The 26,810-nt window shown below is 53.8% G+C and carries 25 protein-coding genes, 1 tRNA gene and 1 riboswitch; of the genes, 12 read left to right on the top strand and 14 right to left on the bottom strand.

The window, feature by feature from the left end; genetic code table 11:
• Positions 1-135 precede the first annotated feature (135 nt).
• The 6 genes from C813_RS26000 to C813_RS26025 all read right to left on the bottom strand — a co-directional run bounded on the left by C813_RS26000 (position 136) and on the right by C813_RS26025 (position 5,917).
• Positions 136-1,278: a response regulator gene (locus tag C813_RS26000; RefSeq protein WP_017457425.1), complete on the bottom strand. Its 1,143-nt coding sequence runs from the start codon at positions 1,276-1,278 to the stop codon at positions 136-138.
• Positions 1,271-2,365: an HDOD domain-containing protein gene (locus tag C813_RS26005; RefSeq protein WP_017457426.1), complete on the bottom strand. Its 1,095-nt coding sequence runs from the start codon at positions 2,363-2,365 to the stop codon at positions 1,271-1,273. Before C813_RS26005 ends, C813_RS26000 begins: the two co-directional genes overlap by 8 nt.
• Positions 2,356-3,465 (bottom strand): sensor histidine kinase, encoded by a 1,110-nt coding sequence (locus C813_RS26010; RefSeq protein ID WP_017457427.1) that lies wholly within the window; start codon positions 3,463-3,465, stop codon positions 2,356-2,358. The genes C813_RS26005 and C813_RS26010 overlap by 10 nt, the downstream gene beginning before the upstream one ends.
• A gap of 5 nt (positions 3,466-3,470) precedes the next feature.
• Positions 3,471-4,583, bottom strand: coding sequence for an FIST N-terminal domain-containing protein (locus C813_RS26015; RefSeq protein WP_017457428.1), 1,113 nt, complete (start codon positions 4,581-4,583; stop codon positions 3,471-3,473).
• Positions 4,584-5,170: 587 nt separating this feature from the next.
• The gene (locus tag C813_RS26020) at positions 5,171-5,536 is read right to left on the bottom strand and encodes an STY0301 family protein (protein WP_025263831.1); all 366 of its coding nucleotides are present in this window, start codon (positions 5,534-5,536) and stop codon (positions 5,171-5,173) included.
• 305 nt (positions 5,537-5,841) lie between these two features.
• A tRNA-Ile gene (locus C813_RS26025) sits at positions 5,842-5,917 on the bottom strand.
• A 126-nt stretch (positions 5,918-6,043) separates the two neighbouring features.
• Here C813_RS26025 and mug point away from each other — a divergent pair.
• Complete coding sequence (gene mug, locus C813_RS26030) at positions 6,044-6,550, top strand: G/U mismatch-specific DNA glycosylase (protein WP_017457430.1); 507 nt, start codon at positions 6,044-6,046, stop codon at positions 6,548-6,550.
• 58 nt (positions 6,551-6,608) lie between these two features.
• On the opposite strand, the gene rpoD is transcribed toward mug, so the two are convergent.
• The 3 genes from rpoD to rpsU form a co-directional block, all read right to left on the bottom strand.
• The gene (gene rpoD / locus C813_RS26035) at positions 6,609-8,450 is read right to left on the bottom strand and encodes an RNA polymerase sigma factor RpoD (RefSeq protein ID WP_017457431.1); all 1,842 of its coding nucleotides are present in this window, start codon (positions 8,448-8,450) and stop codon (positions 6,609-6,611) included.
• A gap of 156 nt (positions 8,451-8,606) precedes the next feature.
• A complete protein-coding gene (gene dnaG / locus C813_RS26040) occupies positions 8,607-10,352 on the bottom strand; it encodes a DNA primase (RefSeq protein ID WP_017457432.1) in 1,746 nt (581 codons plus the stop codon).
• Between the two features lie 168 nt (positions 10,353-10,520).
• A complete protein-coding gene (gene rpsU, locus C813_RS26045) occupies positions 10,521-10,736 on the bottom strand; it encodes a 30S ribosomal protein S21 (RefSeq protein WP_001144069.1) in 216 nt (71 codons plus the stop codon).
• A gap of 238 nt (positions 10,737-10,974) precedes the next feature.
• Between rpsU and tsaD the strand changes: the two genes are divergently transcribed.
• On the top strand, positions 10,975-11,988 hold the full coding sequence (gene tsaD, locus C813_RS26050; protein WP_017457433.1) for a tRNA (adenosine(37)-N6)-threonylcarbamoyltransferase complex transferase subunit TsaD: 1,014 nt from the start codon (positions 10,975-10,977) through the stop codon (positions 11,986-11,988).
• Positions 11,989-12,027: 39 nt separating this feature from the next.
• Here tsaD and plsY read toward each other — a convergent pair whose 3' ends face one another.
• Complete coding sequence (plsY, locus tag C813_RS26055; RefSeq protein WP_017457434.1) at positions 12,028-12,651, bottom strand: glycerol-3-phosphate 1-O-acyltransferase PlsY; 624 nt, start codon at positions 12,649-12,651, stop codon at positions 12,028-12,030.
• A 163-nt stretch (positions 12,652-12,814) separates the two neighbouring features.
• On the opposite strand from plsY, the gene folB reads away from it, so the two are divergent.
• Positions 12,815-13,183, top strand: a complete 369-nt coding sequence (gene folB / locus C813_RS26060; RefSeq protein WP_017457435.1) for a bifunctional dihydroneopterin aldolase/7,8-dihydroneopterin epimerase — start codon at positions 12,815-12,817, stop codon at positions 13,181-13,183.
• A 107-nt stretch (positions 13,184-13,290) separates the two neighbouring features.
• Positions 13,291-14,109: an undecaprenyl-diphosphate phosphatase gene (gene bacA, locus C813_RS26065; RefSeq protein WP_017457436.1), complete on the top strand. Its 819-nt coding sequence runs from the start codon at positions 13,291-13,293 to the stop codon at positions 14,107-14,109.
• Positions 14,110-14,120: 11 nt separating this feature from the next.
• Here bacA and C813_RS26070 read toward each other — a convergent pair whose 3' ends face one another.
• Together C813_RS26070 and C813_RS26075 are read right to left on the bottom strand one after the other, a co-directional pair.
• Positions 14,121-15,362 carry a multifunctional CCA addition/repair protein gene (locus tag C813_RS26070; protein WP_017457437.1) on the bottom strand — a complete coding sequence of 414 codons (1,242 nt, stop codon included), beginning with the start codon at positions 15,360-15,362 and terminating at the stop codon, positions 14,121-14,123.
• A gap of 67 nt (positions 15,363-15,429) precedes the next feature.
• Complete coding sequence (locus tag C813_RS26075) at positions 15,430-16,044, bottom strand: TIGR04211 family SH3 domain-containing protein (protein ID WP_017457438.1); 615 nt, start codon at positions 16,042-16,044, stop codon at positions 15,430-15,432.
• Between the two features lie 239 nt (positions 16,045-16,283).
• On the opposite strand from C813_RS26075, the gene C813_RS26080 reads away from it, so the two are divergent.
• The 3 genes from C813_RS26080 to hldE are packed head-to-tail and all read left to right on the top strand — an operon-like array spanning position 16,284 to position 21,928.
• Positions 16,284-17,585, top strand: a complete 1,302-nt coding sequence (locus tag C813_RS26080; RefSeq protein WP_017457440.1) for a CYTH domain-containing protein — start codon at positions 16,284-16,286, stop codon at positions 17,583-17,585.
• 16 nt (positions 17,586-17,601) lie between these two features.
• On the top strand, positions 17,602-20,451 hold the full coding sequence (gene glnE, locus C813_RS26085; protein WP_017457441.1) for a bifunctional [glutamate--ammonia ligase]-adenylyl-L-tyrosine phosphorylase/[glutamate--ammonia-ligase] adenylyltransferase: 2,850 nt from the start codon (positions 17,602-17,604) through the stop codon (positions 20,449-20,451).
• 46 nt (positions 20,452-20,497) lie between these two features.
• The gene (hldE, locus tag C813_RS26090) at positions 20,498-21,928 is read left to right on the top strand and encodes a bifunctional D-glycero-beta-D-manno-heptose-7-phosphate kinase/D-glycero-beta-D-manno-heptose 1-phosphate adenylyltransferase HldE (protein ID WP_017457442.1); all 1,431 of its coding nucleotides are present in this window, start codon (positions 20,498-20,500) and stop codon (positions 21,926-21,928) included.
• Positions 21,929-21,983: 55 nt separating this feature from the next.
• Here hldE and ubiK read toward each other — a convergent pair whose 3' ends face one another.
• Positions 21,984-22,283 carry a ubiquinone biosynthesis accessory factor UbiK gene (gene ubiK / locus C813_RS26095; RefSeq protein ID WP_017457443.1) on the bottom strand — a complete coding sequence of 100 codons (300 nt, stop codon included), beginning with the start codon at positions 22,281-22,283 and terminating at the stop codon, positions 21,984-21,986.
• A gap of 122 nt (positions 22,284-22,405) precedes the next feature.
• Positions 22,406-22,554, top strand: a riboswitch (FMN riboswitch).
• A gap of 106 nt (positions 22,555-22,660) precedes the next feature.
• Between ubiK and ribB the strand changes: the two genes are divergently transcribed.
• On the top strand, positions 22,661-23,314 hold the full coding sequence (ribB, locus tag C813_RS26100) for a 3,4-dihydroxy-2-butanone-4-phosphate synthase (protein WP_017457444.1): 654 nt from the start codon (positions 22,661-22,663) through the stop codon (positions 23,312-23,314).
• A 240-nt stretch (positions 23,315-23,554) separates the two neighbouring features.
• Positions 23,555-23,728, top strand: coding sequence for a hypothetical protein (locus C813_RS47300; protein WP_017457445.1), 174 nt, complete (start codon positions 23,555-23,557; stop codon positions 23,726-23,728).
• Positions 23,729-23,754: 26 nt separating this feature from the next.
• On the opposite strand, the gene zupT is transcribed toward C813_RS47300, so the two are convergent.
• Positions 23,755-24,531, bottom strand: coding sequence for a zinc transporter ZupT (gene zupT, locus C813_RS26105; protein WP_017457446.1), 777 nt, complete (start codon positions 24,529-24,531; stop codon positions 23,755-23,757).
• 196 nt (positions 24,532-24,727) lie between these two features.
• Here zupT and ygiD point away from each other — a divergent pair, with 196 nt between their 5' ends.
• From ygiD to C813_RS26115, 3 genes are all read left to right on the top strand, one after another.
• On the top strand, positions 24,728-25,516 hold the full coding sequence (gene ygiD, locus C813_RS26110) for a 4,5-DOPA-extradiol-dioxygenase (protein ID WP_017457447.1): 789 nt from the start codon (positions 24,728-24,730) through the stop codon (positions 25,514-25,516).
• Positions 25,517-25,520: 4 nt separating this feature from the next.
• Positions 25,521-25,670, top strand: coding sequence for a hypothetical protein (locus C813_RS47340; protein WP_017457448.1), 150 nt, complete (start codon positions 25,521-25,523; stop codon positions 25,668-25,670).
• A 155-nt stretch (positions 25,671-25,825) separates the two neighbouring features.
• Positions 25,826-26,803 (top strand): TRAP transporter substrate-binding protein, encoded by a 978-nt coding sequence (locus C813_RS26115; RefSeq protein WP_017457449.1) that lies wholly within the window; start codon positions 25,826-25,828, stop codon positions 26,801-26,803.
• Positions 26,804-26,810: the final 7 nt, after the last annotated feature.

Here is a 26,810-nt window from a genome sequence, read left to right on the forward strand (position 1 = left end):
GTGAAAATTGCGTTTATGGCGTCTTTTTGCCGCGAAACGAGCGAAAAGTTGCTTTATGGCGGGGTGTTTGCCCCCTTGCAACGGTTTACCTATTTGCAGCATAGCGACGCGATTACCCACCCGATCACTTAACGATTATGCTGATGCGGTGCTGTCTGGCAGCCCGCGAACCCGGATGGGCTCCTCAATGGCGTTGGCAGCGAGCAAGCGTTGTAACGCCGAGATCGCCGTATCGGTCAACTCGTGTCCTTTGGTCAGCACCATCAAGCCATTGGTGGTGCGAATATCTTCGTCTACTACCCAACCCGGCATCAGTTCGCGAATACGCGCAGAGCGTACGCCGGTGACATTAGAGCGGAAATCCGACAGGGATTTAATGATGTATTCGGGTAACGGTGGGTGAGCCGCCCGCAGAATTTCCCATGGCCGCTCCAGGCTCCATCCCCGCGCTGCATGCCGTTCCAGTTCAAGGGCTGCGCGCAGTAAATGGGCACCGCGTAAAACCTCAAGCGGCACGTTCGGCGCCGGCTCTTTTGCCTGGTGGCGAATGATCCCGGCGACCAGTTCAAGACGGGGAATATTTTCCACCAGCTTTCCCGCGACGTCGGGATGCCCCAGCAGCAGCTTTTTCTCTTCCTCGGAGAGTTTGCGCTGAGCGGCATCGGCCTGAACGATATCGGCGGGGATACCAACACACCCAATTTGGCTTAATGACGCAGCAATGGTGTAGATCCATTCATCTGGCCACTCCAGTTTCGGCAGTGCGTGGCGAACACAAGATTGGGCGAACGCTGCCCGCTGAAAGGCCCACGGTGCGACCATGGCAAGCACTTCCGTCAGCGTTTTTACCGAGGCGGTAAGGGTTGTTGCCAGCAGCTCTTTTTCTGCGCAGACGAGACGATACTGGCGCACGGCGTCGTTAAGCGCCGCGACCAGTTCTTCTTTCGGACACGGTTTGCAGAGATAGCGGAAAATGGCGCCTTTATTAATGGCGGCAATTGAGGACTCCACATCAGCCTGGCCGGTAAGCAGGATCCGCACACTGTCGGGCGAGAGTTCCCGCGCTTTCGCCAGAAAAGTGGCGCCATCCATGCCGGGCATGCGCATATCGGACATGATCACCGCAAAGCGTTCTCCCCAACGAACCGCGTCCAGAGCGGCTTCTCCACCCGGAGCTACCACCACATCAAATTCACCAAACAGGTTTCGTTCCATCGCGGCGAGCACGTTAGGTTCATCATCTACGCACAGCACCCTGGGTAAGGCGGTATCAGTCATGAAGAGTGTCCTGTAGGTTAGCGAGCATTTGTTGCCATAAGGGGAGCTGGTCAAGCACGCCTGCTTTTTCAAGGTAATCGCGATCGGGGGTGCTGTTGTTGGCCAGCGCCACAGCGACATGCACCACACCAAGCGCACCGAATGCATCATGTGCGAAACGTGAGGGCTGAGCCTGCCCTGCCACTATTTCGACGATATCCAGCGGTAATCCCCATACCGCCAGCAGGTAAGCGCCCACCGCTGAATGCATGGGAATAGCATTACATGTGGTTATTTCGCTACCGATCTCGCTCATTTCGGGGATCAGCTTCGCAATATTCGCGAGCAGTGCGGCGGTGGGCTCCAGTCCCTGATGGCCTGTAATCCGGGCGGCGAGTGAGGAGGCAAGAAGAGAAACCCGACGTAACTCGCTGACAAAGAGATCCCTTTTCGCATCGGTAAAACAGTGTGACGCCAGCACCAGCAATTTCACCTGATCCATGCCGAGAAGCGTAATAGCGCTACCGATATTGTGGATCGACGAACCTCTGTTGAACCAGGCGGAATTCGCAAGCTGCATGATTTTGGCGCTCAGCGCCGGGTCGCTGCCCAGCAATTCGGCAATCTGCCGGGTATCGCTATCGGGGTTATTGAGAAGATGCTGAACTGCAGTGAACACCTTCGGTGCGGCGGGTAATTGGTTGATCCGACCGACCACGTCGAGCACCGCCGGATCGTTGAACAGCGTGCGCAGAGAAAGCGCGCTTTCAATTATCGCTATTAACGTCGCGCTGTCGCAGGGTTTAGAGACAAATCGATGCGCGACTTCCAGCATACGCTGGGTGGCGCCTGGCTCTGAGTAGCCGGATAAAATGATACGTATCGTACCTGGCCAGCGGTTGCGTACTTGCGCCAGTAACTCTGCGCCATCCATAAAGGGCATGCGCATATCGGAGACCACGACATCCGCCGGCGTCTCTTTCAGCATGGTCAGCGCTTCAGGGCCGCTGGTGGCAAAGCGGCACTCCCATTCGGTATCTTGCAACATGATGGCGCGCTCAATGCCTGAAAGCACCCGGCTTTCATCATCAACGAACATCACTTGCATGCAGGCTCATCCTCGTTGCGGCAGTTGAGCGGGAATTGCAGGATAAACGTGGAGCCCACGCCTTCTGCTGACTCGCAGCGAATCTTTCCATTATGTTTGTCCACCACGGTGGAATAGACGATCGCTAAGCCTTGTCCTGTCCCTTTACCCACCGCTTTGGTGGTGAAGAAAGGATCGAAAATGCGCTCGCGAATGGCGGCAGGTATGCCACTGCCATCATCCTCGACGCGGATTTCTAAATAGTCGCCGTTCTGTAATGCTGAGATAACGATGCGGCCTTTCTCTTTCACTCCTTCCTGCAGGGTATCCGCAATGGCGTGGGCGGCATTGACCACCAGGTTGAGAATGGCCTGGCCGACCATATCTCGCAGGCAAGGAAGCTGCGGTAAGTTGTCGGCGATGTTAGTTTCGAGCTCTGCCACATATTTCCATTCGTTGCGGGCCACCGTGACGGTGGTATTAATTACATCGCGCACATCTATTCGTTCCTTCACATTCTTCGAAGGGTGAGAAAACTCCTTCATGGCAGCGACAATCCGCGCAATATGCTCAAGCCCTTCCAGAGACTCGTCCAGTGCGCCTGGAATTTGCCGACGCAGAAAATCAATTTTTGTGCGCTTCAGCGTGGTATCAAACTCCGCTATTACTGGCTCATCAGCCATTTTTTCTCGCGCAACGTCAGCGAGCGCGAGGGCGGCATTCAGCAATTTTAGCAGCGAGTCCGTGGCACCTTTTATAAAGCCGACATTATCGGCAACATATTGTGTCGGGGTGTTGATTTCGTGGGCAATACCGGCGGCAAGCTGACCAATAGACTCCATTTTTTGCGCCTGAAGTAGCTGAGTCTGCGCCAGGCGCAGCTCGGCCAGCGCTTTTTCCAGCTCATGCCGTTCGTTTTCTAATTCCCTTGTTTTACGCGCGACCACTTTCTCCAGCCCGACATTTTGTTCGAGAATGGCAAACGGTGTGGCGTGACTATGCCGGGCTTCCTGGGCGATGCGGCGTTTCAGCACATCAATGGTTTTATCCCTGGCAGCGAGTTTGCGTTCGTAGTCAGCAGGGGAAAGGGGCGGGGTAGAGGCTTCGGAATAGAGCGACATGATATTTACCCTCCAATGGCGACACCGGTAAATGTCTGGTTGACATGCAGCCCGTTGTACTGCTCACCGTAGGTTGAAAAACCGACTACCCGGTTCTGCACCATGATTTCGCCGATCTGCTGTTCCAGCCCCTCTTTTTCGAACTGGAGACGGCGCAGGATACAATCGCAGCCGATGATGACGGCAGGGTTTGGGATCGTCTCGTGCACTTTTTCAAACGCCTGGCTAAACGTCTGGATCGGATCTTCCGCTTTACCGATTGAAACGATCAGCCCCTCTTCGATAGCGCAATAGCAGGTAAGAGAGAGATCGTCGTTCATTTTCTGGATGGAACGGACGTAGGGCTCATCTCCGAAAGAGAGCACCAGCGGGTTGCGGGAAAAGACCGTTGGCGTCAATTCGTCGACGGTAAGACCAAGGGATTCAGCATACATCTGCGCGGCAGGCTCACCGTTGATCTCCATAATGAGCCGTTTTTCCGCGTCCGCCTCGGTAATAACCAGTTCAACATCACTGGGGACGAAATGCTGGATCTTAAACGTGGCGACCGGTGAACTGGTTTCGATCACCGCGAAAACGGCAGCGTCAGAGATAAAATGGCCATCGCCATCATAAATAAAGCTTTTTTCGAAACGCAGATCGTCACCGGCAGAGCCGCCAATGAGAGGCACATTACCAATCTGTTGATAAAGATTGGCCACCAGTCTCTCTTCGGCCATCGACAGACCATCCACCAGCAGCAGACCAAAACGATGCAGGTTTGGTCTCTCTTCGCTATCGCGGCGAATGGTTTCCGCGATATCGGTAATGATCGAGGTGTATTCAAGTAAGGGGTGAATGATAAATGCGCGAGCGTGAAAACCACGGCTCAGCCCAAGACCCAGCAGCCCCGAATGCTGAAAACCTTCCGTCCCGATATGACCGGAAGAGGTGCAGCCAATGCAGGTGCAGGAGAAGGTGTTTTTTAATTCGCGGCCTAACACCTGCAGATCGTAATCCGGAGAGCAAAAGAAAAGGATGGTTTCAACATCGTCATGACCGATTTGGGCGGCAAACTGGGCAACAGCTTCGACCGGATCAGGAGATTCACTGCTGGCATATCTGGGCTGGAAACTCACGGCAACTTCTCCCACTCTGTGCAGCGGTTTTCGCCTCTGCGGTAACATGGCCCGATGCGTTGCGCATTGGTCTGATGAAGGAAGATTAGGAGTTGGGTGTATAAATATCAAATCGGCAGGTTGATAATTTGACAGGCTTTTTACTTCTTTTTTCTTTTTGCATCGGCACGGTAAATTCGGCGCATTTCCGCCGGTACAGACGCGGCTGAAGGATTAACATTTTTTTAAGCGCAGAAGTTGCTCGGCGAAGAGATTAGGCACTTGTTGATGAGGTTATTCGGGGCAATGAGTCATGCCGATATGCTGTGGCGTGCGGGGGAATCTTTAAAGAAATAATCACGCTGGAGAGTCTCGTGACGGTTTCCGTCATCTCCCGGATGCGCAGGGTAAGTATCGGTCATTGGCTCTGCCAATAGTAAACGTTCTCTCAGCCTGTGCATTGGCGATGCTGACATTGATTGCGATATAACTCAGCACCATTTTCATCGTCCGGGGTTGCCAGCAACGTTAACCAATCCTTAATACGCCAATAGTCCATTAGCTCATTCTGATCGTCACTATTTCACTCCCCCGTTACTGTGGCGGGATTACTGGCAACGGGCGATCAGATTATTGTGCTGGTTATACGAAACTGAGCATTTCTGCGCCGTTGCTGGAACCATCAATTCGACAGTTTGCAGCGTATTTTTATACCGGCATACAAGGTAGGGCGATGTTTTATGCTCCCTGGCTTCGTCCAGATAATCTGCCAGTGTCCAGACAGTGTCTTTATCCGTATCTGGCATCAGTTCAACCCGCTCTTTTGGCGGACCGACAAACAGGCTGGCATCCGTAAGAGCATGCTGCTTCATCGTCGGGGACGGCAGTTGCGGACACTGTATATTGTCTGCCTGCGCAATTGTGGCGAACGACAACATAGCGAACGTCAAAAGAGTGTGTTTACTCCACAACATAATGATTATCCCCGTTATTTTCCGCCTGTGGCGCTGATGAAAACGAATCATGCGTTTGCTAACAAGATGAGGTGCAGTCACTTTTTTACCAAAGGATAAAATTCGGCGAGAAAACCCTGTAACCCCCTCCGCTGAATAAACAGACGCATCAGAGGACCCATCGGTATGATTACCCTATACTTTTTTGACAGAAGTTTTAGGCATCTATTTAAAATCAGCCGCCATTTTTGCGACTCACAAGTAGGCAGAAACAAAAAAGCCACTTCAAGGAAGTGGCTTAATCATATGATTTTAAAGCTAAAATTTGGTGGCCCCTGTTGGGTTTGAACCAACGACCAAGCGATTATGAGTCGCCTGCTCTAACCACTGAGCTAAGGGGCCGTGGCGGGGAATTATAAAGTAACTTACCCCTGCAATCCAGCATGAATCACCTGGCTGATGTTTTTATAAACAACGCATTTTCAATCTCTTATACTGGAGTTTATCGCTTTTGTTCGGGAGTTAAGCATGATCCACGATATTCTGGCGCCGGGGCTGCGGGTGGTGTTTTGCGGCATCAATCCGGGTAAATCTTCTGCCCATACCGGTTTCCATTTTGCCCATCCGGGGAATCGTTTCTGGAAAGTTATCCATCAGGCTGGTTTTACCGACCAGCAACTGCGCCCGGAAGATGAGCGGCATCTACTGGATACCCGCTGTGGCATCACTATGCTGGTTGAGCGTCCAACGGTGCAGGCTACGGAAGTCGGGTTGCATGAGCTGCGTAGCGGGGGCAGGGAACTGGTCAAAAAAATCGAGGATTATCAGCCAGCTGCGCTGGCAGTTTTAGGAAAGCAAGCCTTTGAGCAGGCGTTTAGCGTACGCGGGGCGAGCTGGGGCAAGCAAAATATGACGATTGGCGTGACGCAGGTTTGGGTGCTGCCAAACCCCAGCGGGCTTAACCGCGCAACGCTGGATAAGCTGGTGGAAGCGTATCGTGAACTGGACAAGGCACTGGTGACGCGCGGCCTGTAACGACAAATAGCGGGCAAAAAAAAGCTCCCGAGTGGGAGCTTTTTAACGCATAAACGAATTAATCGTCGAGGAAGCTACGCAGTACTTCAGAACGGCTCGGATGGCGCAGTTTACGCAGCGCCTTGGCTTCGATCTGACGGATACGTTCGCGGGTTACGTCAAACTGTTTACCCACTTCTTCCAGCGTGTGATCGGTGTTCATATCGATACCGAAACGCATACGCAGAACTTTCGCTTCACGGGCGGTCAGGCCAGCCAGAACGTCGTGCGTTGCGGCGCGCAGACTTTCAGTGGTTGCAGAGTCCAGCGGCAATTCGAGGGTGGTATCCTCGATAAAATCACCCAGATGCGAATCTTCATCATCACCGATTGGTGTTTCCATGGAGATCGGCTCTTTGGCGATTTTCAGCACTTTACGGATCTTATCTTCCGGCATCAGCATACGCTCAGCCAGCTCTTCCGGCGTAGGTTCACGGCCCATTTCCTGCAGCATCTGGCGGGAGATACGGTTGAGCTTGTTGATCGTCTCAATCATATGCACCGGAATACGGATGGTGCGCGCCTGATCCGCGATGGAACGGGTGATCGCCTGACGGATCCACCAGGTTGCATAGGTGGAGAATTTGTAACCACGGCGGTATTCGAACTTATCAACCGCTTTCATCAAACCGATGTTGCCTTCCTGAATCAGATCGAGGAACTGCAGACCGCGGTTGGTGTATTTCTTGGCGATAGAAATAACCAGACGCAGGTTCGCTTCCACCATCTCTTTCTTCGCACGACGCGCTTTCGCTTCGCCGATAGACATACGACGGTTGATGTCTTTTACCTGCTCAATGGTCAGGCCGGTTTCTTCTTCAATCTGTTGCAGCTTCATCAGGCCGCGTTGAACTTCTTCTGCCACTTCATGCAGTTTTTCCGACCACGGTTTATTCATGGCCAGCGCAGCGTTGAACCAGGTTTCGTTGGTTTCGTTGCCGGTGAACAGCGTAATGAAGTTTTTCTTCGGCATTTTGCACTGTTCAACGCACAGTTTCATGATGATGCGTTCCTGGGTACGTACGCGATCCATCATGACTCGCATGCTGTTAACCAGGTAATCGAACTGTTTTGGTACCAGACGGAACTGTTTGAACACTTCAGACAGCTTCAGGATCTCTTCCTGCGCGGCAACGTGACTGCGTCCTTTGGCTTTGATGGTGTCGCGAGTCAGTTCGTACTGGGTACGTAGCTCAGCGAATTTTTCACGCGCCAGTTCAGGATCGATGCTGTTGTCATCATCGCTGTCGTCGTCTTCTTCATCTTCTTCGTCTTCATCATCATCCATCTCTTCGCTGGAGAGTTCAGAACCGACGTGGGTCGCGGTTGGCGCCATGTCTTCTTCAGCGTTTGGATCGACAAAGCCGGTGATCAGATCAGAGAGGCGAGCCTGCTCAGCTTCAACGCGATCGTACTGCTCCAGCAGATAGGTGATCGCTTCCGGGTATTCGGCAACGGAGCACTGAACCTGGTTGATGCCGTCTTCGATGCGTTTAGCGATGTCGATTTCGCCTTCGCGGGTCAGCAGCTCAACGGTGCCCATTTCGCGCATGTACATGCGCACCGGGTCAGTGGTTCGCCCGATTTCAGATTCAACGCTGGAAAGCACTTGTGCGGCGGCTTCTTCCGCATCTTCGTCAGTGTTGTTGGAGTTTTCGGCCAGCAACAGATCATCGGCGTCCGGTGCTTCTTCCATCACCTGGATGCCCATGTCGTTGATCATTTGGATGATGTCTTCGATCTGATCGGAGTCGACGATATCTTCCGGCAGATGGTCATTGACCTCGGCATAGGTCAGATAGCCTTGCTCCTTACCACGGGTGACAAGAAGCTTCAGCTGTGACTGCGGGTTTTGCTCCATAAGACGGTATCCACACTTAATTCATGAGGGTTGGTGTCGGTCGGCGAAATAAACCGCCAACATTTAACGCGAGGGTGTATTTATATTTTTGCCGCTGGCCCTCGTCGCGGCTGTCGGGATCTTCCCGATCGGTTATCGGCACTTAAGCCGTTGAATTCACTTTTTTGCCAGTTCCTGGTTCAATTGCCAGAGTTCCCGGCGTTCTTCGCTGCTTAAACCATGTGTGCGGTCACGAGCTATTAACTCTTCTTGCCGCCGTTCAAGCATCGAATCAAACATATGATTGAGCGCGTCGGTGAACGTTTTTTCAGCGATGTCTTTATCTGCTATATCGTCCCACATCGACAGTTTTTCAAGGGTTGCGGCCTCTTTTGTGCCGCGATAGTGCTCAAGCAATTGACCTGTAGTCAGGCCTGGCTGTGACAAACAAGTGTTGACCAGTTCTGTAAATAAGCCAAGCCCCGCAAGCCTTGATTGATCCAAACCCTCTAACGGCGGAACCTTTGGAGCCAATTCCGGGTTCTGGATCAATAACCCTATCAGTATACGCATGGTTGTGCGTTTTAGCTGAGGAGCGGGGCGTGTCGTTGCGCTTTCCACTTGTTTTGGCATTAATCGATCAAGTTGCGCATCGTCGAAAATGCCAATTTTATTCCCCAACAGCTGGCGCAACTGGATGCGTAGCGTTTCACCCGGCACCTGGTTGATTAACGGCAGCGCTAATGCGGCAAGCTGCGTTGTACCGTCCGGCGTGGTTAAATCCGCTTGCGGCAACAGGCTGTTAAACAGAAACGTGGAGAGCGGTAGTGCCTGCTCCATCCGCGCTTCGAATGCCTCTTTGCCCTCTTTACGCACCAGCGTGTCCGGATCTTCACCATCCGGTAAAAACATAAAACGCAGCTGACGGCCATCGCTCATATAAGGCAGCGCGGTTTCCAGCGCCCGCCATGCGGCATCACGGCCAGCACGGTCGCCGTCGTAACAACAGATAACATTTTTAGTTACGCGAAAAAGTAACTGAATATGATCCGCCGTTGTTGACGTTCCGAGCGAAGCCACCGCGTAGTTGATGCCGTATTGCGCCAGCGCCACCACGTCCATATAACCTTCAACGACCAACAGTCGCTGGGGCTCGTCATTGTCCTGCTGCGCTTCATAAAGGCCATATAGCTGGCGGCCCTTATGGAAAATATCCGTTTCCGGGGAGTTCAGGTATTTAGGCGTATCGTTACCCAGAACGCGCCCACCAAAACCAATCACCCGTCCACGTTTGTCACGAATGGGAAACATGACCCGTTCGCGGAAACGATCGTAACTGCGTCCCTGATCGTTTGTGACCAGCATACCCGCATCAATCAGTGATTTACGGTTTTCGCTGTTGCCGCCAAAACGCTTTAATACGTTGTCCCAGCCGGGAGGCGCGTAACCAATGGCGAACCGCTCAATGATTTCGCTGCTCAGGCCGCGTCTGGACAGATACTGGCGTGCAGGCTCTGCGGCAGGTTGTGTCAACGATTGCTGATAAAATGCGTTTAGCCCATCCATTAATTGATAGAGCGTTTGCCGTTGATGGCGCTCTATCAGGCTGGGTCCACTGCCTGCTTCAAACGGCACTTCAAGGTTGTGCATTGCCGCCAGTTCTTCGACGCTTTCGACAAACTCAAGCTTGTCGTAGTTCATCAGGAAGTCGAGGGCGTTGCCATGCGCGCCACAGCCAAAGCAGTGGTAAAACTGTTTTTCACCGTTCACGGTGAAAGAGGGCGTTTTTTCGTTATGGAAAGGACAACACGCGTGATAATTCTTACCCTGCTTTTTCAGCTTTACACGTGCGTCGATGAGATCGACGATGTCGGTGCGCGCCAGCAGGTCATTAATGAAGACACGTGGGATTCGTCCAGCCATAAGCCCCGTTTTGATCTTTTATAGCCGTTGTTTTCCGGGCCAACATAATGCGACCGAAATCCGCAGGTTATATCAGGTTATAAACGAAAATAAGCCGCGCATTCCTTTCGGAAGCACGGCCTTACAACTACAACTCGGTCTAAACGAAAGGGCGCTAGCCCTGACAGATTAGTACAGACGAGTACGGCGTGCGTTTTCGCGAGCCAGTTTCTTCGCGTGACGTTTCACTGCGGATGCTTTAGCGCGTTTACGTTCGGTAGTCGGTTTTTCATAGAACTCACGACGACGAACTTCCGCCAGAACACCTGCTTTCTCGCAGGAACGTTTGAAGCGACGCAGAGCTACGTCGAACGGCTCGTTTTCACGTACTTTAATTACCGGCATGTGCCTCTCACCTTTGATTAATTCGGTTTGCCGCTGGCGTTCACGCCAGCTTATTTCAAAATGGTGCGGAATTTTACTGCAAGTGCTGCTGCTTTGTAAAGCACCGCCGCCCTTTTTGAAAGGGGACTTTTGTAAGGGTGAGGAGTATACACGAACTCCGCTGCATGAGTGAGCAAAGTTTTACTTCGACCCGCATTCGCCCTACACTGCGCGCTATTGCAAAGAGGTAAACAGAGTCATGCGCATACTGGGCATTGAAACATCCTGCGATGAAACCGGCATCGCAATTTATGACGATCAACAAGGGCTTCTGGCCAACCAGCTGTATAGTCAGGTAAAACTCCACGCTGATTACGGCGGCGTCGTGCCGGAGCTGGCTTCGCGCGATCACGTGCGTAAAACCGTGCCGCTGATTCAGGCCGCGTTGAAAGAGTCCGGATTAACCGCGAAAGATATTGATGCAGTGGCTTACACCGCAGGGCCTGGCCTTGTCGGCGCGCTGCTGGTTGGCGCGACGGTTGGCCGTTCGCTCGCTTTCGCCTGGGACGTTCCCGCCATCCCGGTTCACCATATGGAAGGACACTTGCTGGCGCCAATGCTGGAAGAAAATCCACCAGCGTTTCCATTCGTTGCGCTACTGGTTTCCGGCGGCCACACGCAGCTTATCAGCGTAACCGGCATCGGACATTACGAGCTGCTTGGTGAGTCGATTGATGATGCCGCCGGGGAAGCTTTTGATAAAACGGCTAAGCTGCTGGGGCTTGATTATCCGGGTGGGCCGATGCTCTCAAAACTGGCGGCTCAGGGCACGGAAGGCCGTTTTGTCTTCCCGCGTCCGATGACCGATCGTCCGGGGCTGGATTTTAGCTTCTCCGGTCTGAAAACTTTCGCGGCGAATACCATTCGTAACAACGGTTCTGACGAGCAAACCCGCGCCGATATTGCGCGTGCGTTTGAAGATGCCGTGGTTGATACGCTAATGATCAAATGCAAGCGTGCGCTGGATCAAACCGGTTTTACGCGTCTGGTGATGGCGGGCGGTGTGAGCGCCAACCGTACGCTGCGTGCGAAACTGGCGGAAATGATGCACAAACGTCGTGGCGAAGTGTTCTATGCGCGCCCGGAGTTTTGCACCGATAACGGCGCGATGATCGCCTATGCGGGAATGGTGCGTCTGAAAGCGGGTAATGATGCAGGGCTGGGTGTGACGGTGCGTCCGCGCTGGCCACTGGCGGAGTTGCCTGCGGCGTAAACCGTGATGGCCCGGTAGCACAAGGTGCGCCGGGCACTGTTACGACGCTTTTTCTTTCTCTTCTTTTTTCTTCTTCAGCTTCGACCAGATTTTGCCTTCCTGGTGTCGCCACAGGCGCTGAATATTGTCGTGATGGCGTAGCAGGATCAGGCAGGACAGCATCGCGACCGGGAAAGTGAACTGCGGTTTGAACCACCAGACATAAAAGGGCGCGATCAACGCGCTGACAATCGCCCCCAGCGATGAATAGCCGCTCAGCAGTACCGTTAACAGCCAGGTTCCCGCCATCACGCCTGTTAAATCCCAGCCGATAGGTGCAATAGCGCCAAATGCCGTTGCCACCCCTTTACCGCCTTGAAACTTAAAGAAAACCGGCCAGATATGACCAAGACAGGCGGCAATCGCAATAAGGCCGAGCCAGAACGGCGTTACGCCAAGTGCGTACGCGCCCCACACCGGCAGCATGCCTTTTAAGACGTCAAAAATCAGTACCGTTAGCGCTGCACCTTTGCCGCCAATGCGTAATACGTTGGTCGCTCCGGGGTTGCCGGAGCCACTCTCGCGCGGATCGGGCAGACCGGCGATGCGGCAGACCAGAATGGCGCTGGAAATAGAGCCACAAAGGTATGCAAGGAGAATCATCCCAGGCGCGATTGCACTCATAACGCTGTTCCGTTGTGAAAATGTCGTTTTATTCTCTGCATCCATGGATAATACGCATAAATGATGGAAAGTGGTATCCAGGTTTTGCGCAAAATCTGACAGGTAGCCACTAAAGATGCGGCCTGGCGGCGGCAATGGTGTGGCAAATAGCAGGCGAGGTGAGATGGACATTGTATTTATAGAGCAGCTTTCGGTTATCACCACCATTGGTGTTTACGACTGGGAACAGACCATTGAGCAGAAGCTGGTGTTCGATATCGAAATGGCCTGGGATAACCGCGTTGCGGCGAAAAGCGACAATGTGAACGATTGTCTGAGCTATGCGGATATCGCAGATGCCATTATCGGCCACGTCGAAGGCGGGCGTTTTGCGCTTGTTGAACGCGTTGCGGAGGAGGTGGCTGAGCTGTTGCTGGCGCGCTTTAATTCGCCCTGGGTGCGTATCAAATTGAGCAAACCAGGTGCGGTTGCGCGGGCGCTGAATGTGGGCGTAATCATTGAGCGTGGCTTAAATCCGAAAGAAAGTATTTAAATTCATAATAGTTAAACCAAGCGCTAGTATTCAGGTCATAGATCTCGGTCTTTCACGGCTTCTCCGCGGGATAAGCCGTTTTTTATATCTTTTTAGGGGTTTATTTGATGGGCGATATGCATTCATTGCTGGTAGCAGCCATTCTGGGTGTCGTTGAAGGTCTCACAGAATTTCTGCCCGTATCCAGTACCGGTCACATGATAATCGTTGGGCATTTATTAGGCTTTGAAGGTGATACGGCAAAAACGTTCGAGGTGGTGATCCAGTTAGGTTCGATCCTCGCGGTAGTGGTGATGTTCTGGCGGCGTTTGTTTGGCCTGATTGGCATTCATTTCGGCAAGCAGCCGCATGAAGGCACTGGCACCGGCCGCCTGACGCTGATTCATATCCTGTTAGGCATGATCCCGGCGGTGGTGCTGGGGCTGGTATTCCACGATACCATCAAATCGCTGTTTAACCCGCTAAACGTGACCTATGCACTGGTGGTGGGTGGTTTCTTGCTGATTGCCGCTGAAGTGCTGAAGCCGAAAGTCCCGCGCGCGCAGGGCGTGGATGATATGACTTATCGCCAGGCTTTTATGATTGGTTGCTTCCAGTGTCTGGCACTGTGGCCGGGTTTTTCCCGTTCCGGGGCGACGATCTCAGGCGGGATGCTGATGGGCGTTAGCCGCTATGCGGCGTCCGAGTTCTCTTTCCTGCTGGCGGTGCCGATGATGATGGGCGCGACGGTACTGGATCTCTACAAGAGCATGGGCTTTCTCACCGTGAGTGATATCCCAATGTTCGCCGTCGGTTTTATCACCGCATTTATCGTTGCGCTGATTGCCATCAAAACCTTCCTGGAGCTGATTAAACACATCTCTTTTATTCCGTTCGCGATTTACCGTTTTGTGGTCGCGGCAGCGGTTTATCTGGTCTTCTTCTAAGACTTGCGCCCTCAGTCTTTTGGCTGAGGGCAACGATGTTCCTTCCAGACCGCCAGCGCGGCAATCCGCCGACGCGTCAGCTCCTCACGCACTTCCGCTCCCTTAAACCCTGCCTCTATGACGGCTTTCGTCGGCACGGCGCGCGCCACTTCCCAGGCTTCGCGCAGTAAACGCCCCTGCGAATAGTCGCAGGCTTCAAAACCGGTGCGCCCACGCACGTCCGCTTCGCTGGTCAGCGCGATTTGCTCAACACGCTGCGGTTTACGCCAGGCGTCGATGGAATCGAACAATTTGACGATGGTTTTCGGCTGCAAAATAGGAAAGGTGTGGATCAGGTCGTGGAACTCGGCCACCAGTTTGGCTAAATCGCGGATCTCGTTTGGTACGCGCAGTCGCTGGCACAACCCCTCGACCAGTTTGACGCCCGCCGGGCCGTGCCCGTGATGGCGCGGCCAGAGCGCTTTTGGCGTTAGCGCTTTGCCTAAATCATGGCACAACGTGGCGAAGCGCACATCCACCTGCGGGCTGAGCATTGCCGCCATCGAGAGCGTCATTAGCGTATGTATGCCGGTGTCGATTTCCGGGTGCCATTTCGCCGGTGCCGGTACGCCAAACAGCGCGTCGATTTCCGGGAACAGCACTTTCAGCGCGCCGCAATCGCGTAGCACCTGGAAATAAACCTGAGGATTACGGGTTTGCAGCGCGCTCTCGGTCTCTTTCCACACCCGTTCGGGGGTCAGGTGCTCAAGTTCGCCCGCATCGGTCATCGAGCGCATTAGCGCCAGTGTTTCATCGGCGATACGAAAGCTGAGGTGCGCGTAACGGGCAGCAAAGCGCGCAACGCGTAACACGCGCAGCGGATCTTCACCAAACGCCGGCGAGACGTGGCGCAGAATGCGGTTACGCAAATCCTGCTGACCGCCATAGGGATCGATAATCTCACCCTGGCTATCTTGTGCCAGCGCGTTCACGGTTAAATCACGGCGCAGCAGATCCTGCTCCAGTGTGACGTCTGGCGCGGCATAACAGGTGAAACCGGTATAGCCGGAGCCAGATTTGCGCTCGGTACGCGCCAGCGCATACTCTTCGTGGCTTTGCGGGTGGAGGAATACAGGAAAATCACGGCCTACCTGCTGGTAACCCGCGTCGAGCATCTCTTGCGGCGTTGCGCCAACAACAACCCAATCTTTGTCTTTGACCGGCAGGCCCAACAACGTATCACGTACTGCACCACCGACCAGATAACTCTTCACGCCGCCATTCTCCTCTACACATTTGCCGACAGATAATACGTAAGTGTAGAGAAGATGGCGAATCTGCTTAGTTCATCCAGCGATCTTTGCGTTTACGGGTAGGGATCATATGCGGTAACAGCAGACCGAGGATCAGGCCCGCGCCCAGCACACCGCCGCCATACATAAACCACTGCATAATGATGGTGCGCTGTTTGTCATCCAGTTGCAGATTCGCGGCGCTCACTTTCTTCTGCGCCACGATTAACTCATTTTTGAGCTTTTGATTTTCATCTTTCAGACCGCTAATCACGCTATCGCTCTGGGCGACTTTCTGCTGCATTTCGGCGGTTTTCTGGTTCCAGGTATTGTCGATATTGCTCAGTTTATCGGTCAGCGTTTTCACCTGGTTTTCCAGCTCTGGCACGCGGGTGCGCAGACTTGGCTGGCTGTTCAGCTCTTTCAGGGGGATCCACGCGGTACGCCCGGTGCTGTCACGCACCTGGCCGTAATCACTGTTTTCCTGCAACAGCGTGACTTCCTCACCGGCATTCACCGTGCCGACAAGGCGATAATTATCGCCCGGGCCGCTACGCACCCAGGTATTCAGTTCATCGGAAACGTAACGTTTTTCTTCGGCGTGGGTACCAACGGACACGCTAAGTGCAAAAAGGGTCAATCCAATCAGGCGTAATTTTGGCATCAGGCAGTCATTTTTTTCATTAAATGTGAGTGATAAACAGTGGCAACAGTCTGACGATACCTGGCTGCTGGCATCAATCGGAATCTTCCAGGTCAAACTGCGCACTTACGCGAACTTTTGCACCCGTCAGATTGCGCATTGCATGGCAATTTGACGCAAAATACTATCTACTGACAAACATCGGGCGCGTTAGTTCGCCGAAATTTTCACTGATGTGACATAACCATAAGTGCAAGGCCATGGCTCAGGAAATCGAATTAAAGTTTATCGTGAAGAGCGACAGCGTGGAAACGCTTCGTCAACATCTGCATACGCTGACCGAAGAACATATCGCGTCCAGCCAGTTACTCAACATCTATTACGAGACGCCGGATAACTGGCTGCGCGGTCACGATATGGGGCTGCGCATCCGTGGTTTTGATGGCCAGTACGAGATGACGATGAAAATCGCCGGGCGGGTGATTGGCGGTTTGCATCAGCGGCCTGAATACAATATCCCGCTTACTCAGCCGGAACTCGATCTGGCGCGCTTCCCGGCGGAAGTGTGGCCTGATGGTGTACTTCCGCAAGATTTACAGGCGCGAGCTCAGCCGCTATTTAGCACGGATTTCTACCGTGAAAAATGGCTGGTTAACGTTGGGGAGAGCCGCATTGAGATTGGCCTTGATTTAGGCGAAGTCAAAGCGGGTGAATTTGTTGAGCCGATTTGTGAACTGGAACTGGAACTGCTGAGCGGTTCTCCGGCGGATATCCTCAAGTTGGCGCGCCAACTGATAAATGTCTCCGGGTTGCGTCAGGGCAGCCTGAGTAAAGCGGCGCGTGGTTATCACCTGGCACAGGGCAATGCCGTGCGCGAACGCCGCCCAACGGCGATTCTGCAAACCCCCGCGAAGGCCAGCATTGAACAGGCTTTTGCCGCCGCGCTGGAACTGGCGTTGTCGCAATGGCAATACCATGAAGAGCTGTGGGTGCGTGGGAATGAGAAAGCGAAAGCCGATGTGCTGAGCGCCATTGCCTTGCTGCGCCACACACTGGCGCTGTTTGGCGGTATTGTCCCGCGCAAAGCGAGCGCTCACTTACGTGATCTGCTAACACAGTCTGAAGCGACCATTACGTCTGCCGTTTCAGCGAATACGGCGGTGTGGAGCGCGCAATCGGCCCTGGCGAAACTGGTGCTCACCGAGTGGTTAGTGACGCAGGGCTGGCGAACCTTCCTTGATGAAAAAGCGCAGGCCAAATTCGCCGACTCCTTTAAACGCTTTGCTGATGTCCATCTGTCACGCTGCGCCGCCGAGCTGAAAAAAGCCTTTGCCCAGCCGCTGGGCGACAGCTATCGCGACCAGTTACCGCGCTTGGCGCGTGATATCGACAGCGCGTTACTGTTGGCCGGGCATTACGATCGCGCACGCGCCGTGGAGTGGCTGGAAAACTGGCAGGGGCTTCAGCACGTCATTGAAACGCGCCAGAGAGTCGAAATCGAACATTTCCGTAATACCGCGATTACCCAGGAGCCGTTCTGGTTGCACAGCGGAAAACGTTAACGAAAGGATATTTCGCATGCCGCACCACGCAGGATTGTCGCAGCATTGGCAAACGGTTTTTTCTCGTCTGCCAGAAGCGCTCACCGCGCAGCCACTGAGCGCGCAGGCGCAGTCAGTGCTCACTTTTAGTGATTTTGTTCAGGACAGCATCATCGCGCATCCTGAGTGGCTGGCAGAGCTTGAAAACGCGCCACCGCCTGCAAACGAGTGGCAACACTATGCGCAATGGCTACAAACGGCGCTGGATGGCGTTACTGATGAAGCCTCGCTGATGCGCGTGCTGCGGCTGTTTCGCCGTCGCATCATGGTGCGCATCGCCTGGAGCCAGGCGTTACAGTTGGTGGCGGAAGAGGATATTCTGCAACAGCTTAGCGTGCTGGCGGAAACCCTGATCGTCGCCGCGCGCGACTGGCTTTATGACGCCTGCTGCCGTGAGTGGGGAACGCCGTGCAATCCGCAAGGCGTGGCGCAGCCGATGCTGGTACTCGGCATGGGCAAACTGGGTGGCGGCGAACTCAATTTCTCATCCGATATCGATTTGATTTTCGCCTGGCCGGAAAATGGCGCCACGCGCGGCGGACGCCGTGAACTGGATAACGCGCAATTTTTCACCCGCCTTGGTCAACGGCTGATTAAAGTCCTCGACCAGCCCACGCAAGATGGCTTTGTCTACCGCGTCGATATGCGCTTGCGCCCGTTTGGCGACAGCGGCCCGCTGGTGCTGAGCTTTGCCGCGCTGGAAGATTACTACCAGGAGCAGGGGCGCGACTGGGAACGTTACGCGATGGTGAAAGCGCGCATTATGGGCGATAACGACGGCGACCATGCGCGAGAGTTACGCGCCATGCTGCGCCCGTTTGTTTTCCGCCGCTATATCGACTTCAGCGTGATCCAGTCCCTGCGTAACATGAAAGGCATGATTGCCCGCGAAGTGCGTCGCCGTGGTCTGAAGGACAACATAAAACTCGGCGCGGGCGGTATTCGTGAAATAGAGTTTATCGTGCAGGTTTTCCAGCTGATTCGCGGCGGTCGCGAGCCTGCGCTGCAATCGCGTTCATTGTTACCAACGCTTGTTGCGATTGATCAACTGCATCTGCTACCGGATGGCGACGCGACACGGCTGCGCGAGGCGTATTTGTGGCTTCGACGGCTGGAAAACCTGCTGCAAAGCATCAATGACGAACAGACACAAACGCTGCCGGGCGATGAACTGAATCGCGCGCGTCTTGCCTGGGGAATGGGCAAAGAGAGCTGGCAAGCGCTCTGCGAAACGCTGGAAGCGCATATGTCGGCAGTGCGTCAGATTTTCAACGATCTGATTGGCGATGATGAAACGGATTCGCCGGAAGATGCACTTTCTGAGAGCTGGCGCGAACTGTGGCAGGATGCGTTGCAGGAGGAGGACTCCACACCCGTGCTGGCGCATCTCTCAGAGGACGATCGCCGCCGCGTGGTGGCGTTGATTGCCGATTTTCGCAAAGAACTGGATAAACGCACTATTGGCCCGCGCGGGCGGCAGGTACTCGATCACTTAATGCCGCATCTGCTCAGCGATGTATGCTCGCGTGACGATGCGCCAGTGCCGCTGTCGCGCCTGACGCCGCTGCTCACCGGTATTATTACGCGCACCACTTACCTTGAGCTGCTAAGTGAATTTCCCGGCGCACTGAAACACCTCATTTCCCTGTGTGCTGCGTCGCCGATGGTTGCCAGCCAACTGGCGCGCTACCCGATCCTGCTTGATGAATTGCTCGACCCGAATACGCTCTATCAACCGACGGCGATGAACGCCTATCGCGATGAGCTGCGCCAATACCTGCTGCGCGTACCGGAAGATGATGAAGAGCAACAGCTTGAGGCGCTGCGGCAGTTTAAGCAGGCGCAGTTGCTGCGCGTGGCGGCGGCAGATATCGCCGGTACGTTGCCAGTAATGAAAGTGAGCGATCACTTAACCTGGCTGGCGGAAGCGATTATTGATGCGGTGGTGCAGCAAGCCTGGGGGCAAATGGTGGCGCGTTACGGCCAGCCGACGCATCTGCACGATCGCGAAGGGCGCGGTTTCGCCGTGGTCGGTTATGGCAAACTTGGCGGCTGGGAATTAGGTTACAGCTCCGATCTGGATCTGGTGTTCCTGCACGACTGCCCAATGGATGTGATGACCGATGGCGAGCGTGAAATCGATGGCCGCCAGTTCTATTTGCGCCTCGCGCAGCGCATCATGCACCTGTTCAGCACGCGCACGTCATCCGGCATTCTTTATGAAGTTGACGCGCGTCTGCGCCCATCTGGCGCTGCGGGGATGCTGGTCACCACCACGGAATCGTTCGCCGATTACCAGCAAAACGAAGCCTGGACGTGGGAACATCAGGCGCTGGCGCGCGCGCGCGTGGTGTACGGCGATCCGCAATTGACTGCGGAATTTGACGCCATTCGCCGCGATATTCTGATGACGCCTCGCGACGGTGCGACGCTGCAAACGGAAGTGCGCGAAATGCGCGAGAAAATGCGCGCCCATCTTGGCAACAAGCATAAAGACCGCTTCGATCTGAAAGCCGATGAAGGCGGTATCACCGACATCGAGTTTATCGCCCAATATCTGGTGCTGCGCTTTGCCCATGACAAACCGAAACTGACGCGCTGGTCGGATAATGTGCGCATTCTCGAAGGGCTTGCGCAAAATGGCATCATGGATGAGCAGGAAGCGCAGGCATTGACGCTGGCGTACACCACATTGCGTGATGAGCTACACCACCTGGCGCTGCAAGAGCTGCCGGGACATGTGCCGCTCTCCTGTTTTGTCGCCGAGCGTGCGCTAATCAAAACCAGCTGGGACAAGTGGCTGGTGGAACCGTGCGCCCCGGCGTAAGTGTGGTATCATCGCGCGCAAATTTTGTATCTCTCAGGAGACAGGAATGAAAGTGACGCTGCCAGAGTTTAAGCAAGCCGGTGTAATGGTGGTGGGTGATGTAATGCTGGATCGTTACTGGTACGGCCCAACCAGCCGTATCTCTCCGGAAGCGCCAGTCCCGGTTGTTAAAGTCGATACCATTGAAGAGCGACCGGGCGGTGCGGCAAACGTGGCGATGAACATTGCCTCGCTGGGCGCAACGGCGCGTCTGGTTGGCCTGACTGGCATTGACGATGCGGCGCGCGCGCTGAGTAAAGCGCTGGCGGATGTTAACGTTAAATGTGACTTCGTTTCTGTTCCGACGCATCCAACCATCACTAAGCTGCGCGTGCTGTCGCGTAACCAGCAACTGATTCGCCTGGACTTTGAAGAGGGTTTTGAAGGGGTTGATCCGCAACCGCTGCATGAACGCATCAGCCAGGCGCTTGGCAACATTGGCGCGCTGGTGTTGTCGGATTACGCTAAAGGTGCGCTGGCAAGTGTTCAGCAGATGATCGCACTGGCACGCAAAGCTGGTGTGCCGGTGCTTATCGATCCGAAAGGCACTGATTTTGAACGCTATCGCGGTGCCACGCTGCTGACTCCTAACCTGTCGGAGTTTGAAGCGGTGGCCGGGAAGTGCAAAAGCGAAGACGAGATTGTTGAACGCGGTATGAAAGTGATTGCCGATTATGAACTTTCTGCACTGTTAGTTACTCGTTCCGAGCAGGGAATGACGCTGCTGCAGCCGGGCAAAGCACCACTGCATATGCCGACCCAGGCGCAGGAAGTGTATGACGTCACTGGCGCGGGCGATACGGTGATTGGCGTGCTGGCGGCGACGCTGGCGGCCGGGAATTCGCTGGAAGAAGCATGCTATTTCGCCAACGCGGCTGCGGGCGTGGTGGTCGGTAAACTCGGGACCTCAACCGTGTCGCCAATCGAGCTTGAAAACGCGGTGCGTGGCCGTGCGGAAACTGGCTTCGGTGTGATGACGGAAGATGAACTGAAAGTCGCTGTCGCGGCGGCGCGTAAGCGCGGCGAGAAAGTGGTGATGACCAACGGCGTGTTCGACATTCTGCATGCCGGGCATGTCTCTTATCTGGCGAATGCGCGCAAACTGGGCGATCGCCTGATTGTTGCGGTTAACAGCGACGCGTCCACCAAACGCCTGAAAGGGGAAACCCGCCCGGTTAACCCGCTTGAGCAGCGCATGATTGTGCTGAGCGCGCTGGAAGCCGTGGATTGGGTGGTGTCCTTTGAAGAGGATACGCCGCAACGCCTGATTGCCGGGATCCTGCCGGATCTGCTGGTGAAAGGCGGTGATTACAAACCCGAACAGATCGCGGGCAGTGAAGAGGTGTGGGCCAACGGCGGCGAAGTGCTGGTGCTCAACTTTGAAGACGGTTGCTCCACCACCAACATCATCAAAAAGATCCAGAAAGATAGCCAATAACGGCGCGGCTGGTGAAGGATGAAAAAGAAAAAGCCCTCTTTATGAGGGCTTTTTACTATTGTTCATCAACCGGAGGAATGGCGGGGGCCGGTTTCACTTCGGTGACGCTGCCGCTGCTGCGGCTTTCCAGCTCGTTGAGGCGCTGTTCCAGCAACGCCAGCTTTTCGCGGGTGCGCAGCAGAACTTGCGTCTGTACGTCAAATTCTTCGCGGCTGACCAGATCGAGGCGGGTTAACTGCGATTGCAGTGTCTGGCGGATTTTCTTCTCAACGTCTTCCCCAAACTCACGGATCCCTTTCGGCATGGATTCGTGAACCTGTCGCGCAATCTGTTCAATTTTTTTCGGATCAATCATGTTGGGGTCCCTGTTCGGATAGGTTCATTGAGTTATTGTAGTGTGATAACCCCAGGTGATAAACCAGAATTGTTTGAAGCTTATGCATTGCCGAAGATTATCAATGGCGTTATAGTTATCGCGCTTATTCTCAGGGCGGGCGAAATTCCCCACCGGCGGTAAATCAGCGCATGCTGAAAGCCCGCGAGCGCTTCAGGTTAACGCCTGAAGGTCAGCAGATCCGGTGTAATTCCGGGGCCGACGGTTAAAGTCCGGATGGGAGAGAGTAACGAATCTGTCGGGCAATGACGCCCGCTCGCGTTATTTTTTTGCCGCATTGCGACACTCCTAAGACTGCCCTGATTCTGGTAACCATAACTTTATTGAGGTCTTTTACCATGAATCAGACGCTGCTTTCTTCTTTTGGCACGCCTTTCCAACGTATTGAACACGCTCTTGCCGCGCTGCGCGAAGGCCGTGGTGTGATGGTGCTCGATGACGAGAACCGCGAAAATGAAGGCGACATGATTTTCGCCGCCGAAACCATGACCGTTGAGCAGATGGCGCTGACCATTCGCCACGGTAGCGGCATTGTTTGCCTCTGCCTGACCGACGAACGCCGTAAACAACTCGATCTGCCAATGATGGTTGAGAACAACACCAGCGCATTTGGCACCGGTTTTACTGTGACCATTGAAGCGGCGCACGGCGTAACCACCGGCGTTTCGGCGGCTGACCGTCTTACCACCGTTCGTGCGGCAATTGCTGATGGCGCGAAACCGTCCGATCTGAACCGCCCAGGCCACGTGTTCCCGCTGCGCGCGCAGCCGGGTGGCGTGCTGACTCGTGGTGGTCACACAGAAGCGACTATCGATTTAGTGACGCTGGCGGGCTTCAAACCGGCGGGTGTGCTGTGTGAATTAACCAATGACGATGGCTCAATGGCGCGCGCCCCGGAATGCATCGCTTTTGCGAAACAGCACAATATGGCAGTAGTGACGATTGAAGACCTGGTGGCTTATCGCCAGGAGCATGAGCGCAAAGCCAGCTAATATTCAAACTTATCCATAAAAATCCGCAGCTTTTAGCTGCGGATTTTTTTTGCCTGTTCTGCATCAAAGTTTGGCGCGCTTCTCATCGTCATACATTGAAAATCAATTGTTCTACTTATAAAGTGGTAAGCGCTGCGGCGAGTATTAAAACGGACTTGAGATTTTTCTAACTCGTTCAAATTAAGTAGCTTTGTGATTAATTTGTGAAGCAATTTTTGCCGAATATATGACGGAGGCAATGTGTTTATTTCCTGGTATTGGATTGTGGCTATTGTTGTGCTGGTTGTTGGTTATATCCACGTGCTTAAACGTAATTGCAAAGCCTGCCGTCACGATCGCGAAGCGATTTATAAAGGTTATTTACGCGTGCTTGATGAGGTGAAAAAACTGCGGCGCGTTGGGCAGGGCGATTAAAACACCGCTGCCCGCCATCACCTTACTTAGCCGCCAAAGCCCATTGCTTGTAGCGCCACCAGGCTTAAACCCATCACCGACATGCCGCACAGTACGCCATAGCTCGGGTTGTTATTCGGATCGATCTCTTTTGCCAGCGGCATTAATTCATCAACCGATAACGCCACCATGATCCCGGCGACAGCCGCCATAATCGCCGCCATCACTACCGGTGAGACCAGGCTTCCCAGAATCAGCCACGCCAGCACGCCGCCAAGAATTTCCGCCATACCCGAGATGCCCGCCCAGAATACCGCACTGCGTTTTGACCCGGTTGCCGCATACACCGGCCCGGCGACCGCCAGCCCTTCAGGAATATTGTGTAACGCGACCGCGAAGGCAATGCCAAAGCCGAGCTCCAGATCGTTGCTGGCGGTAACGTAAGTGGCGATCCCTTCCGGAAAGTTATGCAGGCTGATACCGAGCGTCAGCAAAATGGCGGTACGGCGAATACCGCGCGGAAAAGTTTGCTGTGTGCCCTGCATTAAATCTTGCGGATGGGCGTGCGGTAACATGCGATCCAGCGCGAAATAGCCCAGCAAGCCGACGACAAACATGCCATAGCCGAGCATGGGCGACATATTTTCCGTTGCCAGCGCGGCGGGCAACATCTCCATCAGCGAGATAAGCAGCATGATCCCGGCGGCAAAACCGAGCGAAAACGCCAGTACGCGGTTTGAGGGCTTCTGGCCGATAACACCAAGAAGCGCGCCAATAAATGTCGCCGCGCCTGCCAGGATGGTCAGAATCAAAGGTACTGACATAGGTTACTCCTTTATGATAATCATTCTCATTAATCTACGTTTTTGTTGCAAGAAAAGCGAGACGGGTTAGCTGGCTTTACGCATTCCTTACATTCAAAATTACTGATGATCTTCATCATGGTTATCTGAGTTCTTCACCCGCCGAAAAAGCGTAATCTACGTTTATCAAATAGACACACTCAGTAAGGATATCACCATGTCAGCACCTCGCATGCCTGCACTGTTTTTGGGCCACGGCAGCCCAATGAATGTGCTGGAAGATAACGTTTATACCCGCGCCTGGGGCGCTTTGGGCGAGACGCTGCCACGCCCGAAAGCGATTGTGGTGGTATCCGCGCACTGGTTTACTCGCGGAACCGGCGTCACCGCCATGGAAGCGCCGAAAACTATCCATGATTTCGGCGGTTTCCCGCAGGCGTTATACGATACGCATTACCCAGCTCCTGGCTCGCCGGAGCTGGCGCAACGCTTAGTTGAATTGCTCGCGCCTGTGCCGGTAACGCTGGATAAAGAAGCCTGGGGGTTTGATCACGGTTCATGGGGCGTGTTGATCAAAATGTACCCGAATGCGGATATTCCGATGGTACAGCTCAGTATCGACAGCACCAAACCGGCAGCATGGCACTTCGAAATGGGCCGCAAGCTGGCGGCGCTTCGCGATGAAGGCATTATGCTGGTGGCCAGCGGTAACGTGGTGCATAACCTACGTACTGCGCGCTGGCATGGCGAAAATACCCCGTATCCGTGGGCCATTGCATTCAATGATTATGTGAAAGAGAACCTGACCTGGCAGGGGCCCAGCGAGCAGCATCCGTTGGTCAATTATCTTGACCATGAAGGTGGTTCGCTCTCCAACCCGACGCCGGATCACTTCCTGCCTTTGCTGTATGTGCTTGGCGCATGGGATGGCAAGGAACCTGTGTCGATACCGGTTGATGGTATCGAGATGGGATCGCTCAGTATGCTCTCGGTCCAGGTTGGCTAAATGAATGGCGCGTTATGCGCCATTTTTTTGCCTGAAAATAGAAAACTTCGAGGAGGATCGCAAAAAAAAGCACCTGAAATACGGTTTTTTTGAAAATAAAAAGAGCTTCGCTACAAAAATGAAACGCCGTGCTGAATTTTGGCTCTTTTTGTGAACACCATCGTCGCAATAACCCACCTGAGTGTCTACGCTTCAGAGTGTCTACTTTTTAGACATACCCATAAAAACAATCCGGTGTAATGCCACGAACATTCTGTTCGCGGTCGGTCTTTTGTGCCTAAAAATTAAACCCTCTGGAGACACGGAAATATGAACTCAGCGAAAACCTTACTGAAAGTCTGTATTAGTTCCGCTCTGCTGTTTATCTCCCACGCCTCTGTCGCCCAAACCTTTCGCGCTGCCGATGTGCACCCTGCCGACTACCCGAATGTGGTGGCGGTAAAACATATGGGGGAGAAGCTCAGTAAGGCGACTGACGGTCGACTGGATATTAAGACCTTTCCAGGCGGCGTATTAGGCGACGAGAAACAAGTCATTGAGCAGGCGCAAATTGGCGCCATTGATATTATTCGTGTCTCTATGACGCCAGTGGCGGCGATATTACCGGAGATAAACGTTTTTACACTGCCTTATATTTTTCGCGATGAAGACCATATGCATAAAGTGCTTGATGGCATGATTGGCCAGGAAATTGGTAACCGCCTGTCAGAAAGTAGCAAATCGCGCCTGATCTTCCTTGGCTGGATGGATGCCGGTACGCGTAATCTGATCACCAAAGCGCCAGTCACTAAGCCGGAAGATCTTAAAGGTATGAAAATCCGCGTGCAGGGCAGCCCAATTGCACTCGATACCCTGAAAGCGATGGGCGCTAACTCGGTGGCGATGGGGGTCAGCGAAGTATTCAGCGGAATGCAAACCGGGGTGATTGATGGCACGGAAAATAACCCGCCAACTTTTGTCGCGCACAACTATTTACCGGTCGTCAAAAATTATACCTGGAGTAAGCACTTTATTATTCCCGAGCTGTTTTTGTTCTCAAAAGCCAAATGGGACAAGCTGAAAAAAGAGGATCAGGAATTAATTCTGAAACTGGCTAAAGAGGCACAAGCCGAACAGCGCGAATTGTGGAAAACCTATAACGAAAAATCGCTGGAAGCCATGAAAACGGGTGGTGTGCAATTCCACGACATCGATACCAAAGCGTTTTATGAAGCCACACAACCGGTTCGCGATAAATACGGTAAAGAGCATCAGGAGCTGATTACCCGTATCCAACAAGTGCAATAACTTTTGC

It is taken from the genome of Kosakonia sacchari SP1, assembly GCF_000300455.3.
In the GTDB taxonomy this organism is placed as follows: Bacteria; Pseudomonadota; Gammaproteobacteria; order Enterobacterales; family Enterobacteriaceae; genus Kosakonia; species Kosakonia sacchari.

Coding starts and splice junctions, on each gene's coding strand:
- C813_RS26075 (WP_017457438.1), bottom strand. CDS start 16,044: ATGCCAAAATTACGCCTGATTGGATTGACCCTTTTTGCACTTAGCGTG.
- ubiK (WP_017457443.1), bottom strand. CDS start 22,283: ATGATTGATCCGAAAAAAATTGAACAGATTGCGCGACAGGTTCACGAA.
- C813_RS26020 (WP_025263831.1), bottom strand. CDS start 5,536: ATGTTGTGGAGTAAACACACTCTTTTGACGTTCGCTATGTTGTCGTTC.
- ribB (WP_017457444.1), top strand. CDS start 22,661: ATGAATCAGACGCTGCTTTCTTCTTTTGGCACGCCTTTCCAACGTATT.
- hldE (WP_017457442.1), top strand. CDS start 20,498: ATGAAAGTGACGCTGCCAGAGTTTAAGCAAGCCGGTGTAATGGTGGTG.
- tsaD (WP_017457433.1), top strand. CDS start 10,975: ATGCGCATACTGGGCATTGAAACATCCTGCGATGAAACCGGCATCGCA.
- C813_RS26080 (WP_017457440.1), top strand. CDS start 16,284: ATGGCTCAGGAAATCGAATTAAAGTTTATCGTGAAGAGCGACAGCGTG.
- rpsU (WP_001144069.1), bottom strand. CDS start 10,736: ATGCCGGTAATTAAAGTACGTGAAAACGAGCCGTTCGACGTAGCTCTG.
- C813_RS26115 (WP_017457449.1), top strand. CDS start 25,826: ATGAACTCAGCGAAAACCTTACTGAAAGTCTGTATTAGTTCCGCTCTG.
- C813_RS26010 (WP_017457427.1), bottom strand. CDS start 3,465: ATGTCGCTCTATTCCGAAGCCTCTACCCCGCCCCTTTCCCCTGCTGAC.
- C813_RS47340 (WP_017457448.1), top strand. CDS start 25,521: ATGGCGCGTTATGCGCCATTTTTTTGCCTGAAAATAGAAAACTTCGAG.
- C813_RS26000 (WP_017457425.1), bottom strand. CDS start 1,278: ATGACTGATACCGCCTTACCCAGGGTGCTGTGCGTAGATGATGAACCT.
- dnaG (WP_017457432.1), bottom strand. CDS start 10,352: ATGGCTGGACGAATCCCACGTGTCTTCATTAATGACCTGCTGGCGCGC.
- ygiD (WP_017457447.1), top strand. CDS start 24,728: ATGTCAGCACCTCGCATGCCTGCACTGTTTTTGGGCCACGGCAGCCCA.
- mug (WP_017457430.1), top strand. CDS start 6,044: ATGATCCACGATATTCTGGCGCCGGGGCTGCGGGTGGTGTTTTGCGGC.
- glnE (WP_017457441.1), top strand. CDS start 17,602: ATGCCGCACCACGCAGGATTGTCGCAGCATTGGCAAACGGTTTTTTCT.
- bacA (WP_017457436.1), top strand. CDS start 13,291: ATGGGCGATATGCATTCATTGCTGGTAGCAGCCATTCTGGGTGTCGTT.
- plsY (WP_017457434.1), bottom strand. CDS start 12,651: ATGAGTGCAATCGCGCCTGGGATGATTCTCCTTGCATACCTTTGTGGC.
- zupT (WP_017457446.1), bottom strand. CDS start 24,531: ATGTCAGTACCTTTGATTCTGACCATCCTGGCAGGCGCGGCGACATTT.
- rpoD (WP_017457431.1), bottom strand. CDS start 8,450: ATGGAGCAAAACCCGCAGTCACAGCTGAAGCTTCTTGTCACCCGTGGT.
- folB (WP_017457435.1), top strand. CDS start 12,815: ATGGACATTGTATTTATAGAGCAGCTTTCGGTTATCACCACCATTGGT.
- C813_RS26005 (WP_017457426.1), bottom strand. CDS start 2,365: ATGCAAGTGATGTTCGTTGATGATGAAAGCCGGGTGCTTTCAGGCATT.